Genomic DNA, 15,161 nt, shown 5'->3' on the forward strand with positions numbered 1-15,161 from the left:
ATGGCGACCACGACGGCCTCGACCACGCCGACCGCCCCGCCGGCCGCGAAGAAGCGCACGTCATCCAGGAAACCGCGGCTCTCGAAGCGGCGGCGCCGTGAGGCGCTCTCCTTCTACCTGTTCGTCTCGCCGTGGGTGATCGGCTTCCTGGTCTTCCTGCTCGGACCGATGATCGCGTCGATCTACTACTCCCTGACGGACTGGGACTCCTTCACCCCACCCAAGTGGGTCGGCCTCGAGAACTACACCACGCTCCTGACCGAGGATCCCGCGTTCTGGAAGGCGCTCTGGAACACCTTCTACTACGCCGCGATCTCGGTCCCGCTCGGTCTGGTGCTCGGCCTGTGGCTGGCGAACCTGCTCAACAAGCAGGTCCGGGCCCGCAAGTTGTTCCGCACCCTGATCTATCTGCCGACGCTGGTGCCGCTGGTCGCCACCGCGATGATCTTCAAGATGGTGCTCGCCCCGTCCGGCCCGGTCAACGACTTCCTCGGCCTGTTCGGTATCTCGGGCCCGTCATGGCTGATCGACGGCCCCTGGGTCAAGCCCGCGCTGATCCTGATGTCGGCGTGGGGCGCGGGCAGCGCGACCGTGCTGTTGCTCGCCGCGATGAAGGGCATCCCGCGTGAGCTGTACGAGGCCGCCGAGGTCGACGGGGCGGGCTCGGTGCGGCAGTTCTGGAGCATCACGCTGCCCCATCTGACGCCCATCATCTTCTTCAACCTGATCATGGGGCTGATCAACGCGTTCCAGGTGTTCGCGCAGGTGTACATCCTGACCCCGAAGAGCAACCGCGGAGCCTACGACTCGGCGCAGACGATGGTGCCGCTGCTGTTCGACCAGGCCTTCGGCTTCTACCACATGGGGTACGCGTCGGCGATCTCATGGCTGTTGTTCGCCGTGATCCTCGTCTTCACGGTCATCGCCTTCCGTACGACCCGACGCTGGGTGTTCTACGAAACCGAGGTGAAGTGATGGCCACTGTGGTGACATCGGTACGCCAGGACGGCCAACAGACCTCCGCCGTACGGGCGTTCCGCGCGACCCCGTTCACGTACGGCACCTTGATCATCGTGGCGGCGATCCTGTCGACGCCGCTGGTGTTCGTCGGCTCGATCGCGCTGTCGAGCGACGCCACCGTGAACGCCAACACGTTCACGATCATCCCGCGCGAGTTCCACTGGGAGAACTTCTCCCGGGTGTTCGGCACCGAGCTGCCGATGGGCACCTTCCTGCTCAACTCGGTGATCATCTCGCTGTTCTCGGTCGTGGGGCAGGTGCTCTCCAGCGGCCTCGTCGGCTACGCGTTCGCGCGGCTGCGGGCCCCCGGCAAGAGCACGATGTTCCTCGTCGTCCTCGCGACGATGATGATCCCGACGCAGATCACGATGATCCCCCAGTTCATCCTCTTCCGGGACCTGGGCTGGGTGAACACCTTCCTGCCGCTGATCGTGCCGAACTTCTTCTCCAACGCCTTCAACATCTTCCTGGTCCGCCAGTTCGTCTCCCGGCTGCCCAGCCAGCTCGACGAGGCCGCCATGGTGGACGGTCTGGGCTTCTTCGGCATCTACCGCCGGATCATGTTCCCGATGCTGCGGCCGGTGCTGATCGCCATCGGCATCTTCACGCTCACCCACACCTGGGGCGACTTCATGGGGCCCCTGATCTATCTCAACGACGAGTCGAAGATGCCTCGCCCTGGGCGTGCAGTACATCACCAGCACTTCGGCGGCGATGCAGGCACCGCCGTGGAACCTGGTCATGGTCGGCTCGATCCTGCTCGCGGCTCCGATGATCGTCATCTACTACCTGGGCCAGAAGTACCTCTACGAAATGGACATCAGCGGCGGAAGCGCGGGAGTGAAGTGAACCGTACGGAGACCATCGAAGCCGTCCGCCTCGACGGCCGGGGCGTGTGGATCGACGGCCGCCCGAGCACCCTGCTGTGCGCCTCGCTGTTCTACTTCCGTCTGCCCCGGGAGCAGTGGCGCGAGCGGCTCGACCAGGTGCGGGCCTCGGGATACACCTGCGTCGACGTCTATCTGCCGTGGAACTTCCACGAGTTGGCGCCCGGCCGCTGGTCGTTCGAGGGCCGGCGGGACGTCGCGGCATTCCTGGACCTGGCGCAGGAGGCGGGCCTGTACGTCATCGCACGGCCGGGTCCGTACATCTGCTCCGAGTGGGACGGCGGCGCGCTGCCCGCCTGGCTCGGTCTCGACGCGGAGTTGGGGGTTCGCCAGAACGAGCCGCGCTATCTGGAGCGGGTCACCGAGTGGTTCGACCAGGTGCTGCCGTTGCTGGCCGAGCGACAGTATCCGGCGAACGGTCCCGTCGTCATGGTGCAGTTGGAGAACGAGCTGGACTTCTTCGACTGCGCGGACCGGACGGGCTACCTGACCGCCTTGCGTGAGGCGGCACTCGGGCACGGCATCACGGTCCCGCTGATCGCCTGCTCCGGCCAGGGCGACCTCGCGGGCGCCACGGGTGATGCCGACGATGTCGTACCGGCCTGCAACTTCTATCCGGACGACGACTCCCCGGACATCGAGGCCGAGGTGCGCCGCTATGCCGCTCTGGTCGCGGAGCGCGGTGTGCCACTGCTGGTCACCGAGACCAACCGCCGCCATCGGACACTACGGCGGCTGCTGGCGAGCGGCGCCAAGCTGATCGCGCCGTATCTCCAGTCGTCCGGCTGGAACTTCGGGTACACCCCGTCGAGCGGAAACTGGGGTAGCCCCGGCAATTTCATGAGCCATGGCTACGACTTCGGCGGATACGTCACGTCGACCGGCGAGGAGCGGCCGGAGTACGCCGAGGCGCAGGTGTTCGCACGGCTCGTGGAGACATGGGGTTCCCAACTGGCCCTGGCGACAACGCTGTCGTACACCGAGCTCAGCTGCGACTTCCCGACGAGTTCGGAGCCGTCGGCACTCGCCCTTCCCGAGGGCGGCCTGCTGGTGGCCGTACCGCATCTCGGCGAGAACCCCGGCACGGCGGTCGTCCGAGGTGTGCCGGTCGCGGTCGCTCCGGGATCGTGCCCCCTGATGGCGCTGGACGTGCCGCTCGCCGACACCGTCCTGGACCTCGCCTCGGCAGACCTCGTGGCGCGGACGGACGGGACGCTGGTCTTCTCCTCCGACGTGCCGGTCACCGTCGTACTGGACGGGCAACGGGCCGAGATCCCGGTGTCCGAGCGGAGGACCGTGGCGGGAGTGACCGTCGTCGTGCTGCCGTCGGCGGAGGCCGCACGACTGCGGTCGGTCGCACCGGACGGCACGGTGCGGTTGACCGACGCCCCGCACCGGCCCGCCAAGGCCGCGCCGACCGCCGTGCAAGAGGTGCGCCGACGCTGCGAGACGGCCCCCGAGCAGCCGGCCGGGGTGCACGCGCTGCCGCCGACGCTGGAGTCGCTCGGCGTGTACCGGGGGCGTGGCGTCTACCGGACCAGCACGGATCTGACGGACGTCGACGAGCTGCTGCTCACCGGCGCGGCGGACATCGTCGACCTGTCCGTCGGGGGGCGCACGCACCCGCCGATCGCCGGGTTCGGCGCGGCACGGCGCATCGACGTGCGGGATGTGACGGGCAGCGTCGCGATCGAGGCGAAGGTGGAGATCTGGGGCCACGCCAACTTCGACGACGCCCGGCTGCCCGCACTCCGGCTCGGCGCGCTGCGCGGCCTCGGCACCCTGTGGAAGGTGCGGGAGACGACGGACGTGTCGGCGCTGTGGACCGTGCACGGACACTGGGCGGGCGCCCCGGCACCGGTCCGTGTGCTCGGCGGCTGGAGCAGCACGCGCGTCGCGGTGCCGGTCACCTATACCCGTACGGTCCACTCCCCCACTCCGTCCGCCCTGCGTCTGCGAGGGGTCGTCGAACCACTCCGGGTGAGCGTCGACGACGGCGAACCGACGACCGTCCACACCGAGAACCCCTGGCTGCTGCTCCCCGCCGGCACCCACCAGGTCGCGCTCACCCTCCCGCACCACCCGAGCGGTCCCGGCCTGCGCGCCGAACTGCTCGCGCTCGACGCCGTGAGGGACTGGTCGTGCGCGGCACAGGACGACGAGCTGCTGACCAGGTTCGCCGCCCGGTCCGGCCGTACGGAGGAGGTACGGCTCCCGCTGGCGCTCGAACCGGGAGAGGAGGCATGGCTCGACGTCGATCTGCCGGCGTCCCCGGACGGCCGGCTGGTCCGGCTGGACGCCACGCAGGTACGGGTGACCGGATGGGCCGGCGGGGAGTGCGTGGGCCGCATCTGGGCCGGCGACCGGCCCGCCTTCTCGGGCGGGGATCCCGACTCGCTCTGGGTACCGCCGGGTTGGCCGGGCCTGACCTTGCTCGTGCAGGGCATCGAGGGGCGGGGGGCTCCGGAGGTACGGACGGTGTGGGTGGGGGCGTGGGCGGGGGCGGGGGCGGAATGAGCGTCCCGTTCCCGACTGCGTGCCGGTCGCGCGCCGTACGCTGATCAACAGACCGAGCCTGTACGGACGTACGACCGAGGGGGATGTCGGGTGGGGATGGCGGAAGCGTTCGAGGTGCGGCCCGTACCGGAGTTGCTCGTCGAGAACTCCTTACGCCAGGGCGACAAGCCCGCGTTCACCGACGACCGGCGCACGGTGAGCTGGGGTGAACTGGAGCGCCGGACCGGCCGGTTGGCGGTGCGGCTGGAGGTCGGCCGTGGTGCCAGGGTGGCCTTCTGTCTGGACGACGGCGTGGAGCTGGTCGAGGGGCTCCTCGCCACCGTGCGGGCAGCCGCGGTGGGGGTGCCGTTGCGGTCTCGCGGTACCGACGCGGAGCTCGCGGAGCTGTTGGCCGACTGCGATCCGGCCGTGCTGGTCACCGACCGGCGGAACCTGCCACGGATCGCCCGGCTGACCGCCGGCCGCTCGCTCCGGCTGGTGGTGACCGGCGAGGGACCGCTGCCGGATGGCGCGGCGCGCTTCGAGGTTCTCGCCACCGAACCGTCGTCCCCGCCCCCCGACGACCTCGGCCTGGACGAACCGGCGTGGCTGCTCTACACGTCCGGAACCTCCGGCACCCCTCGGGGCGCGGTGTCCAGCCAGCGGTCCGCACTCTGGTCCTCGGTCGCCTGCTATCGGCCCCGACTCGGGCTGTCGGCGGCGGACCGGGTGCTGTGGCCCCTGCCGCTCGCCCACACCTACGCCCAGTCGCTCTGCGTACTGGGCACCACCCTGGCCGGGGCGAGCGCGCGGATCACCGCGACACCCGAGCCGGCCGCACTGGTCCGGCTGATCGACGAGTACGCGCCGACCGTTCTGGCCGGTGTACCCCTCACCTACGGGCAGTTGCTCGACGCCGGCCTCGGTACCGTGCCCTCGCTGCGGTTCTGCGTCACCGCGGGCGCGCCCAGCGACCCGGACCTGCGGGAACGGGTCGAAACACGGTTCGGTGCCCCGCTCCTGGACGGCTACGGCAGCACCGAGACCTGCGGCAAGATCGCCATGGAAGCTCCGGGCGGGCCGAAGGCGCGCGGCGGCAGCGGGACACCGCTGCCCGGCATGGAGATCCGGCTGGTCGATCCGGAGAGCGGACGGGACATCACCGACGCGGAAGGTGAGATCTGGGTACGCGGGCCCGGCGTCATGCTCGGCTACCACAACCGGCCCGAGGAGACCGCGGATGCCGTACGCGACGGCTGGTACCGCACAGGTGACCTGGGGCGTCTCGACGAGCAAGGCTGTCTGACCGTCACCGGCCGGGTGAACGACCGGATCGTGCGCGGCGGCGAGAACGTCGACCCGGCCGAGGTCGAGCGAGTGCTGCGCGGTCTGCCCGGAGTGCGCGACGCGGCCGTAGTGGCGCGTCCCCATCCGCTGCTGGGCGAGGTTCCGGTGGCCTTCGTGGTGCCCGCGGAGCCGGCACTCGATCCGGCGGGTCTGCTGCGGGCGTGTGCCGTGGTGCTGTCCGCGCACAAGGTGCCCGACGAGGTCCTGTTCACACCGGCCGTTCCGCGCACCGCCGCGGGCAAGCCGCGCCGGGCCCTGCTGCGCGAGGCACTTGCCGGGCGCCCGGCCGAGCCCATGCTCGACGATCTCGCGGGCCGGACGCCCGGCGAGCGGCGGGCCGCCCTCACCGACCTGGTGTGCGCGGAGACCGCCTCTATCCGTGGGACCGCCGCCGATCCCGGCTCCGCGTTCGCCGATCTCGGTCTGACCTCCATGGACGCGATGACGCTGTGGCACCGGCTCAGCGTGCGCACCGGACTGCGGCTGCCGGCCACGCTTGTCTGGGACCATCCCGACCCGGCCTCCGTCGCCGCCTACATGGACACCCGGCTGCACGGGACGGCCGCGCCCGCGACGGCGATGCCGCGGCGCGGTCCGGAGGCCGAGCCGATCGCGATCGTGGCCGTGGGCTGCCGTTACCCGGGCGGGGTGAGTTCACCCGAGGACCTCTGGCGCCTGGCGGCCGACGGGGTGGACGCCACCGGCGACTTCCCCACCGACCGGGGCTGGGACCTCGCCTCCCTCCACCATCCCGACCCCGACCGGATCGGCACCACGTACACCCGCCGAGGCGGATTCCTCGACGACGTGGCGGACTTCGACCCGCTGTTCTTCGGCATGTCGCCCCGCGAGGCCCTGGCCACCGACCCGCAGCAACGCCTGCTGCTGGAGGTCGCCTGGGAGACGCTGGAACGTGCGGGCATCCCCGCACCGGACCTGCGCGGCACCAGCACCGGCGTGTTCGTCGGGTTGATGCACGTCGGCTACGGCACCGGGGTCACCCCGCACGAGCTGGAGTCGCACATCGGCATCGGGTCGTCGGGCAGTGTGGCCTCCGGCCGGGTCGCCTACGTGCTGGGGCTGCGCGGCCCGGTCATGACCTTGGACACGGCCTGTTCGTCCTCGCTGGTCGCGATGGATCTGGCCGCCAAGTCGCTGCGGGCCGGGGAGTGTTCGCTCGCGCTGGCCGGCGGGGTGACGGTGCTGTCGAGTCCGCAGCCGTTCATCGCGTTCAGCCGTCGGCGCGGTCTGTCGCCGGACGGCCGCTGCCGGTCGTTCGCCGCCGGCGCGGACGGCACGGCCTGGGGCGAGGGCGTCGGTCTGGTGCTGCTGGAGAAACTCTCCGACGCCCGGCGCAACGGCCATCCGGTGCTCGCCGTGCTGCGCGGGTCGGCCGTGAACTCGGACGGCGCGTCGAACGGCCTGACCGCCCCCAGCGGAGAGGCGCAGCGGGAACTGATCCGGCTGACGCTGGCCGACGCGGGTCTGCGGGCGGCCGACGTCGACGCGGTGGAGGGACATGGCACCGGGACCGCGCTCGGCGACCCGATCGAGGCCGGCGCCCTGCTGGCCACCTACGGACAGGACCGCGACCCGGCCGACCCGGTGTGGCTGGGCTCCGTCAAGTCCAACCTCGGGCACACCCAGGCCGCGGCGGGCGTGGCCGGCGTGATCAAGATGATCGAGGCGATGCGCCACGGCGAACTGCCCGCCTCGCTGTACGCGGAGCGGCCGTCGCCGCACATCGACTGGTCCTCAGGAGCGCTACGGCTGCTCGACCGGGCGCGGCCCTGGCCCCGGCGGGACGGCCCGCGACGCGCGGCGATCTCGTCGTTCGGCATCGGCGGTACGAACGCCCACGTGATCATCGAGGAGCCGTCGGCGATCGACTCGGGCGTCGAGGCGGGTGCCGGCTCCATTGCCGGAATGGACCGCACCCTCAGCGGGTCGCCGCCCCCGCTGCCGATCACCCCCTGGCTCGTGGGTGCCACCAACGAGGCCGGCCTGCGTGCCCGAGCCGCGCAACTGGCGACCGCGCTCACCGACGTACCCAACGCTTCCGCAGCGCTGGACACCGCATTCTCCCTCGCGACCACCAGGGCCCCGCTGTCCCACAGGGCGGCCGTCCTGGCCACCGATGCCGAGGGCCTGCTCGCCGGGCTGCGCGACCTGGCCGCCGGTGGCGAGGGTCGGGCGCTGCTGCGGGGCACCGCACGCACGCGCCCGAAGGTGGCGCTGCTCTGCTCGGGCCAGGGCGCCCAGCGGTCCGGGATGGGTCGCGAACTGCGCGCCGCCTTCCCCGTCTTCGACGCCGCGTTCACCGGGCTGTGCGAGGAGTTCACACCATGGCTCGACCGGCCTTTGGCGGAGGTCATCGACGCCGCCGACGACGACCTGCTGAACCGCACCGACTACGCGCAGCCCGCGCTGTTCGCCCACGCGGTCGCCCTGCACACCCTCCTCGCCGAGTGCGGGGTGCGGGCGGACCACCTCGTCGGTCACTCGATCGGTGAACTGGCCGCGGCCCATATCGCCGGGGTGTTCTCCCGCGCCGACGCGGTGCGACTGGTCGCCGCCCGTGGGCGGTTGATGGCGGCCCTGCCCATCGGCGGCGCGATGATCGCGGTCCGCGCATCACTGGCCGAGGTGACGCGCCGACTCGACGAGGTGCCCGGACGGGTCGCGGTCGCCGCGGTCAACGGTCCGGCGTCGGTGGTGCTCTCCGGTGACGAGGACGCGGTGACGGCACTGGCCGCGCGGATCGGCCGGCCGTCCCGTCGGCTGCGGGTGAGCCATGCCTTCCACTCGCCGCTGCTGGACCCGATGCTCGCCGAGTACCGTGCGGTCGCCGAGTCGGTGACCTACCACCGGCCTTCCGTTCCGGTGGTGTCCACGCTGACCGGACGCCCCGAGCCGGACGCGCTCGGCACCGCCGACCACTGGGTTCGGCAGGCCCGTGAGACGGTCCGATTCGCCGACGCCGTGGGCCACTTGGCCGACGTCGGCGTCACGGCGTTCGTCGAGGCCGGACCCTCCGCCTCGCTCGGCATGGCAGCCGAGGAATGTGTCGCTCCTGACGCCGGCGCGGTGTTCGCCTCGGGCGCCGACGCGCGTACGGCACTCGAAGGGCTGGCCGCGCTGCATGTGCACGGGGTGCCGGTGGACTGGCGGTCGGTGTACGCGGGCAGCGGTGCCCGACGGCGCCCTCTGCCGACGTATCCCTTCCAGCGGCAGCGTTACTGGCTGGACGGCGTCCGGCACCGGAGCCCGTCCGGTCATCCCCTGCTGGGGAAGCCGCAGCCCGATGCCGACGGGCCGGGGATCCGGCACACCGCCGTACTGTCCAACACCCGCCACCCTTGGCTCGCCGACCACACGATCGGCGACCGGGTGGTGGTGCCCGCGACGCTCTACGCGGAGCTGGCCTTCCGAGCCACCGGCACCCCGGGCCCCGTCCGGCTGGCCGAACTGGCCCTCCACGAGCCGCTCGTGCTGTCCCCGGCGGATGGGACGCAGGTTCAGGTGGTGGCCGGTGCTCCGGACGCGAGCGGCGACCGACCGGTCACCGTCTGGGCCCGCGCGGTCGGCGCCACGGGCGCATGGAACCGCCATGCCACGGCGACCCTTGCCCCACCCGCAGATCCGCCCAGCGACCCGCCCGGCGTCTGGCCGCCCGCGGGTGCCGAGCGGATCCCGGTCGACTACGCACGGCTCGCCGCGCACGGCCATCACTACGGGCCCGCCTTCCGCGCGGTGACCGCGCTGTGGCGCCGGGACGACGAGGTCTTCGCCGAACTGGCGCTGTCGCCCGGGGAAGCGGCGACCGCGAGCTCGTACACGCTGCACCCCGCGCTGTTCGATGCGGCGTTGCACGCCGCGCTGCTGGCCGAGGTGCCGGGCGAGCGACCGAGCGAGCCCCGGGCCCCGCTCGCCTGCACCGGAGTGACGGTGCACGCCACCGGTGCGTCCGCCGCCCGGGCCGTCGTACGGCGGCTCGGCGCCGACGAGTTCCGGGTCTCCCTCACCGATCCGGCCGGTCGCCCTCTGGCAGCCGTGGAGTCCGTGGTCACCCGCGTGATCCCAACTCCTTTGCCATCCAAGGGGCTTGACACTCCCGCCGAGACGTACCGGCTGGCCTGGCGGCCCGCGGCATCGGTCCGGGACGCGAGCCCCGAGCACGAGCTGCTCGACGTGGCCCGCCTCGCCGCCGCCCTGCCCGAGGACGCCTCCCAGCCCGAACGCGCTCGCGGCGTTCTCACCGCCGTGCTGGAGCGGATACGCGACTGGACCGCCGACGCGCGGCCCGGCCGCCTGCTGGTGCTCACCCACGATGCCACCGCCGACGACCCGGACCTCGCCCAGGCCGCGGTCGCGGGACTTGTGCGCAGTGCCCAGTCCGAGCACCCCGGCCGGATCGCGCTGGTCGACGAGCGTGGAGTGCCCGCTTCGGCGGCGGAGTTGGAGACGGCACTGCGGACCGGCGCCCCACAGGTCGCCCTGCGCGACGGTGTCGCCCTGGTGCCGCGGCTGGTCCCCGCGGATCCGCCGACCACCGAGCCGCCCGGCCTGGACCCCGAGGGCACGGTGATCGTCACCGGCGGCACCGGCGCGCTCGGCGCGAGCCTCGCCCGGTATCTGGTCGCCGAGCGCGGTGTACGGCATCTGCTGCTGACCGGCCGTGGCGGCCGGATCCCGGACTGGGCGGGCGATCTGCCCGCCAAGGTGCGCGTGGAGGCGTGCGATGTGAGTGACCGCACGGCCGTCGACGCCCTGATCGCGTCCTGCCGTCCGGCGCCCACCGCCGTCTTCCACCTTGCCGGGGTCGTGGACGACGGTGTGGTGGACACGATGACCGCTGAGCGGCTCGCGACCGTGCTCGCGCCGAAAGCGGACGGTGCCTGGCACCTGCACGAGTCGACGAGGGACCTCGGTCTGTCCGCCTTCGTGCTGTACTCCTCGGCCGCCGGTGTCCTCGGCCGGCCGGGCCAGTCCAACTACGCGGCGGCGAACGGGTTCCTCGACGCGCTCGCCCGGCATCGCGTGGCCCACGGACTGCCCGCGCAGGCGCTGGCCTGGGGTCCCTGGTCCACCGCTGGCGACGAAGGGATGGCGGCCCGTGTCGCGCCCGACCGGCTCGGCGAGGGCGGCGTCCTGCCCGTCACCGAGCAGGAGGGCGTCTGCCTCCTCGACGCGGCGATGCGCGTTCCGGAACCGGTGCTGGTGCCGATCCCGCTGGATCTCGCCGCAGCGGCAGGACCGTCCGCGCCGCCCGTCCTGGCGGACCTCCTGCCGCAGCCTGCGGTCCGAGCCGAACAGGCGGCGCCCGTCACCGACACTCCGCCCGTCGGGCAGGCGCCCGGCGCGTGGCGTGAGCGGCTCGCCGCCGTCGCCGCGCACGAACGCGAGACCGTGCTGGCGGGGCTGATCCGCACCGAGGTCGCCGCGGTGCTGGGCTTCACCGATGCCGCCGAGCTGCCGGCCGAACGGTCCTTCACCGAGCTCGGCTTCGATTCGCTGACCGCCGTACAGGTCCGCAACCGGCTCAGCCAGTACACGTGCGTACGACTGTCGCCGACCGTCGTGCTGGAGTACCCCCGGCTGCCCGAGTTGGCCGCGCACGTCCTCACGGCTCTGGCCGACGCGGACGGGCTGCCTCAGGACGGACCGGTTTCGCCCTCGCCGCAGGCCGGGTCCGACACCACTTCCGAGGCCGGTCGGTCGCCGTACCGGTTCAGCGCCCTCTATCACCAAGTGCTGCGCGAGAAGGGACCGCTGGAGGCCATGGCGCTGCGCTTCCTCGGGTCGTACGCGCTGCCGGCCTTCGGCGAGGGCGAGAGCGGCCCGTACGCGGTCCCGCCGGCCCGGCTCGCGCAGGGCGGCGGCACCCCGGTGGTGTTCATCCCGGACTACCTGTCGCCGTACCAGCGCGTACCCACCGCTCTGGCCGAGGAGTTCGAGGGCGAACGCGACCTCTTCCTGCTGGAACACCCCGGATTCGGAACGCGCCGTGCCGTACCGGACAGCATGGCCACGCTGGTGCGGGCACACGCCGGCACCGTGCGCTCCCTGCCCACGCACGCGGCGCCCGTCCTGGTCGGCCACTGCGCAGGCGGTGTGGTCGCGCACGCCCTGGCCGGCCATCTCGCGCGGACGGGGCAGCCGCCGGCCGGCGTCGTCCTGGTCGACTCCCACGCCGGACTGCTGCGCCGCGACGACCCTCGCGGGCTGGCCCTGATGTCCGCCGGCGAGGCCCTTCCGGACGACTTCGTCGACCAGTTGGACGACTCCCTGCTGATCGCCGGGGGCGGCTACGCGCGCGTGCTCGAGAACTGGCGGCCCGAACCGTCACCGGTCCCGACCCTGTTGCTCCGCGGCCGGCCCACCCCGCACATGCGGCGACTAGCCCCCGACCGGGACTGGGAGCCGCAGTGGCCGCTGCCGCACGACAGCGCGGACCTCCCCGGCGACCACCACTCCGTCCTTCAACGCGACGCCGACGCCACGGCCGCGGCGATCCGCGCCTGGCTGACCAGGTGATCGCACAGCCACATCCGACCAGGTGTCCGCACACCGGAACAGGAGTCCTTCGATGACCTCGGACTACGACCTCGTCGTCGTGGGCGGTGGGCCGGCCGGCTCGACCGCCGCGACCGCCGTGGCCCTGCGGGGGCACCGGGTGCTCCTGCTGGAGCGGGAGACCTTCCCCCGGTACCAGATCGGCGAGTCGCTGCTGCCGGCCACCGTCCAGGGCCTGTGCCGCATCCTCGGAGTCGCCGACGAGGTCGCCCGGGCCGGCTTCACCCTCAAACGCGGCGGCACGCTGCGCTGGGGCCGGGATCCGGAGCCCTGGCAGTTCTCCTTCTCCATGACACCCCGGCTGCCCGAGCCCACCGCGACCGCCTTCCAGGTGGAGCGCTCCCGGTTCGACGAGATCCTGCTGCGCAACGCCGAGCGCGTGGACGTCGAGGTCCGTGAGGGCAGCCCCGTGCGCCGTGTGGTCACCGGGGACGGGCGGGTGCGCGGTGTCGAGTACACCGACCCGGACGGGACCACGCGCACGGCGCACGCCCGGTTCGTCATCGACGCCTCCGGCAACACCAGCCGCATCCACGGCCAGGTCGGCGGAGCGCGGGTGTACTCCGACTTCTTCCGCAACCTCGCCGTGTTCGGCTACTACGCGGGCGGCCGCCGGCTCCCCGAGCCGAACAGCGGCAACATCTTCTGCGCCGCGTTCGACGCCGGCTGGCTCTGGTACATCCCGCTGCGTGACGATCTGACCAGCGTCGGCGCCGTGATCGCGCCCGAGCACTACGCGGCCGTTCAGCAGGACCCGCGTGCCGCCTGGCAGGACATGATCAAGGCCTGTCCGGAGGTCGACCGGCTGCTGACGGACGTACCGGTCGCGACCGAGCCGCCGTACGACCGGGTGCGGGTGCGCAAGGACTACTCCTACTGGAAGAAGTCGCTGTGGACACCGGGCATGGCGCTGGTCGGTGACGCCGCGTGCTTCGTGGACCCGGTGCTCTCCTCCGGCGTCCATCTGGCCACCTACGGTGCCCTGTTGGCGGCCCGCGCGGTGAACTCCGCCCTGGACGGCAGCGTCCCCGAGGAACGCGGCTTCGCCGAGTTCGAGGCGCGCTACCGCCGTGAGTACGGCGTGTTCTACGAGTTCCTCATCGCCTTCTACGACATGGAGCGCAACGAGCGCTCGTACTTCTGGTCGGCGAAGAAGGTCACCCGGGTGGATGTCGACGAGGCCGCCGCCTTCGCCGAACTGGCCGGTGGAGTGGCGTCCGGCGACGAGGCCGTGGCCCCGACCGGACCGCTCGGCGCCCACTGGAGTGCCGCGGCGGCCGAACTGGAGGGCGCGGTGGACCGATTGGCGACCGGCGAGGACCGTGTGAACCCGCTGCTGTCCACCCGGGTCGTCTCCGACACCTTCCGCACCGGCAACGACCTCCAGGAGCAGGCCCTGTACGGCGGCCCCCTCGACGACTCGGCCCCGGCCGCCCCCGACGCGCTCAAGGTCACGGCGGACGGCTTGTCCTGGGTCGCACGATGAAGCGCTGAGCCGGCCCCGGAGGCCGGACGCGCAACCTGACATTCGTCAGGACCGTCGCCGGCGCTTCTCTTCCTAGGGTTCGAGTCGTCCACCCTCCACAGACACGAGGAGACGGCATTCATGCGCCTGTTCCACTCCAGACTCACCTCCGCGGACGACCGCTCACCGGCGGACAGGAAGCACCACCGGTGAGGCGTCGGATCCTCGCTGCCGCCGCCGCGCTGCTCCTGGTCGGTGGCACGGCGGCGTCCGCCGTCGCCGATGCCCCCGCCGGGCGGACTGCGCAGGCCGCCCCCGCGGCCGTCCAGGTGCCCGACGGCGTCACAGCAGGCGTCGCCGTCTTCGACCGGCAGACCGGTACCTTCACCGAGCAGCTGAACACCAGCACCCGCTTCCGGTCCGCCTCCGTCGTCAAGCTGCTGCTGGCGCTGGACTTCCTGTGGAACCGGGGCCCCGACTACACCGTGCCCGCCGCCGACCGGGCTCTGCTGGAGCCGATGCTGCGCAGCAGCAAGGACAGTGCGGCCGACCACTACTGGTCGGAGAACGGCGGCTCGGCGATCATCACCCGCATGGTCGGCCGCCTCGGGCTGAAGGACACGGCACCACCGCCCGTCGGATACGAGGGCTACTGGGGCTATGTCTCACTGTCCGCCCGCGACACCGTGACGATCTACCGCTACCTCCTGGACTCGGCGCCGGGCCCCGTGCGCGACTTCGTGATGGGCAACCTGCGCCAGTCCACCCGCTGCGCCTCGGACGACTTCGACCAGCACTTCGGCATCGCCGGGGCGTTCGAGAAGCCGTGGGCGGTGAAGCAGGGCTGGGCGGGATCGTCGTACCCGGAGGGCACGTGCGGCCCGCCCGGCACGGCCACCGCGTCGCGTACGGCGGGTCCGGCTCCGGCCGCCGTCGCCGCGGACGTGGACCTGACCCGGCCCGCTCTGCACAGCACGGGGACGGTGGGTGCCGGCGACCGGTTCGTCGTGGCCGTACTGACGCTGCATCCGGTCGGCACGTCGTACGGGAAGGCGTTCACGGACATCGGCCGGCTGACCCGCTCGCTGAACGTGCCGGGGGCGGCGCGGCCGGCGGGGCGGTGGTACGGCACGTGGAGCGACCATGTGAACGTCCGCCGGGACCCGTCCACGCAGAACTCCCCGATCACCCAACTCCCGGCGGGCGTCGAGGTGTTGGTGGGTTGCCAGGCGAGGGGCGAGCAGGTCGAGGTACCGCCGTACACCAACGACTGGTGGGCCTATCTGCCCCAGTACGGCGGCTGGGTCTCCAACATCTACATGAGCTCGCCCGACAACCGTCTGCCGGACGTCAAGGACTGCTGAAGCGAG

General features: G+C 72.2%; 5 protein-coding genes. All 5 read left to right on the top strand.

The genetic code is table 11. The annotated features are described in order from the left end of the window. The 5 genes from ACFQ6S_RS10295 (at nt 1) to ACFQ6S_RS10315 (ending at nt 15,155) form a co-directional block, all read left to right on the top strand. Complete coding sequence (locus tag ACFQ6S_RS10295) at nt 1-975, top strand: carbohydrate ABC transporter permease (RefSeq protein ID WP_383405798.1); 975 nt, start codon at nt 1-3, stop codon at nt 973-975. After that, on the top strand, nt 975-4,424 hold the full coding sequence (locus tag ACFQ6S_RS10300; RefSeq protein ID WP_383405801.1) for a beta-galactosidase: 3,450 nt from the start codon (nt 975-977) through the stop codon (nt 4,422-4,424). The genes ACFQ6S_RS10295 and ACFQ6S_RS10300 overlap by 1 nt, the downstream gene beginning before the upstream one ends. A 96-nt stretch (nt 4,425-4,520) precedes the next feature. Next, nucleotides 4,521-12,287, top strand: a complete 7,767-nt coding sequence (locus tag ACFQ6S_RS10305) for an SDR family NAD(P)-dependent oxidoreductase (protein ID WP_383405804.1) — start codon at nt 4,521-4,523, stop codon at nt 12,285-12,287. Nucleotides 12,288-12,339: 52 nt separating this feature from the next. Next, nucleotides 12,340-13,812, top strand: coding sequence for a tryptophan 7-halogenase (locus tag ACFQ6S_RS10310; RefSeq protein ID WP_383405807.1), 1,473 nt, complete (start codon nt 12,340-12,342; stop codon nt 13,810-13,812). A gap of 188 nt (nt 13,813-14,000) precedes the next feature. Further along, nucleotides 14,001-15,155, top strand: a complete 1,155-nt coding sequence (locus ACFQ6S_RS10315) for a hypothetical protein (RefSeq protein WP_383405810.1) — start codon at nt 14,001-14,003, stop codon at nt 15,153-15,155. Nucleotides 15,156-15,161 lie beyond the last annotated feature (6 nt).

It is taken from the genome of Streptomyces sp. NPDC056479 (assembly GCF_042795335.1).
Taxonomy (GTDB): domain Bacteria; phylum Actinomycetota; class Actinomycetes; order Streptomycetales; family Streptomycetaceae; genus Streptomyces.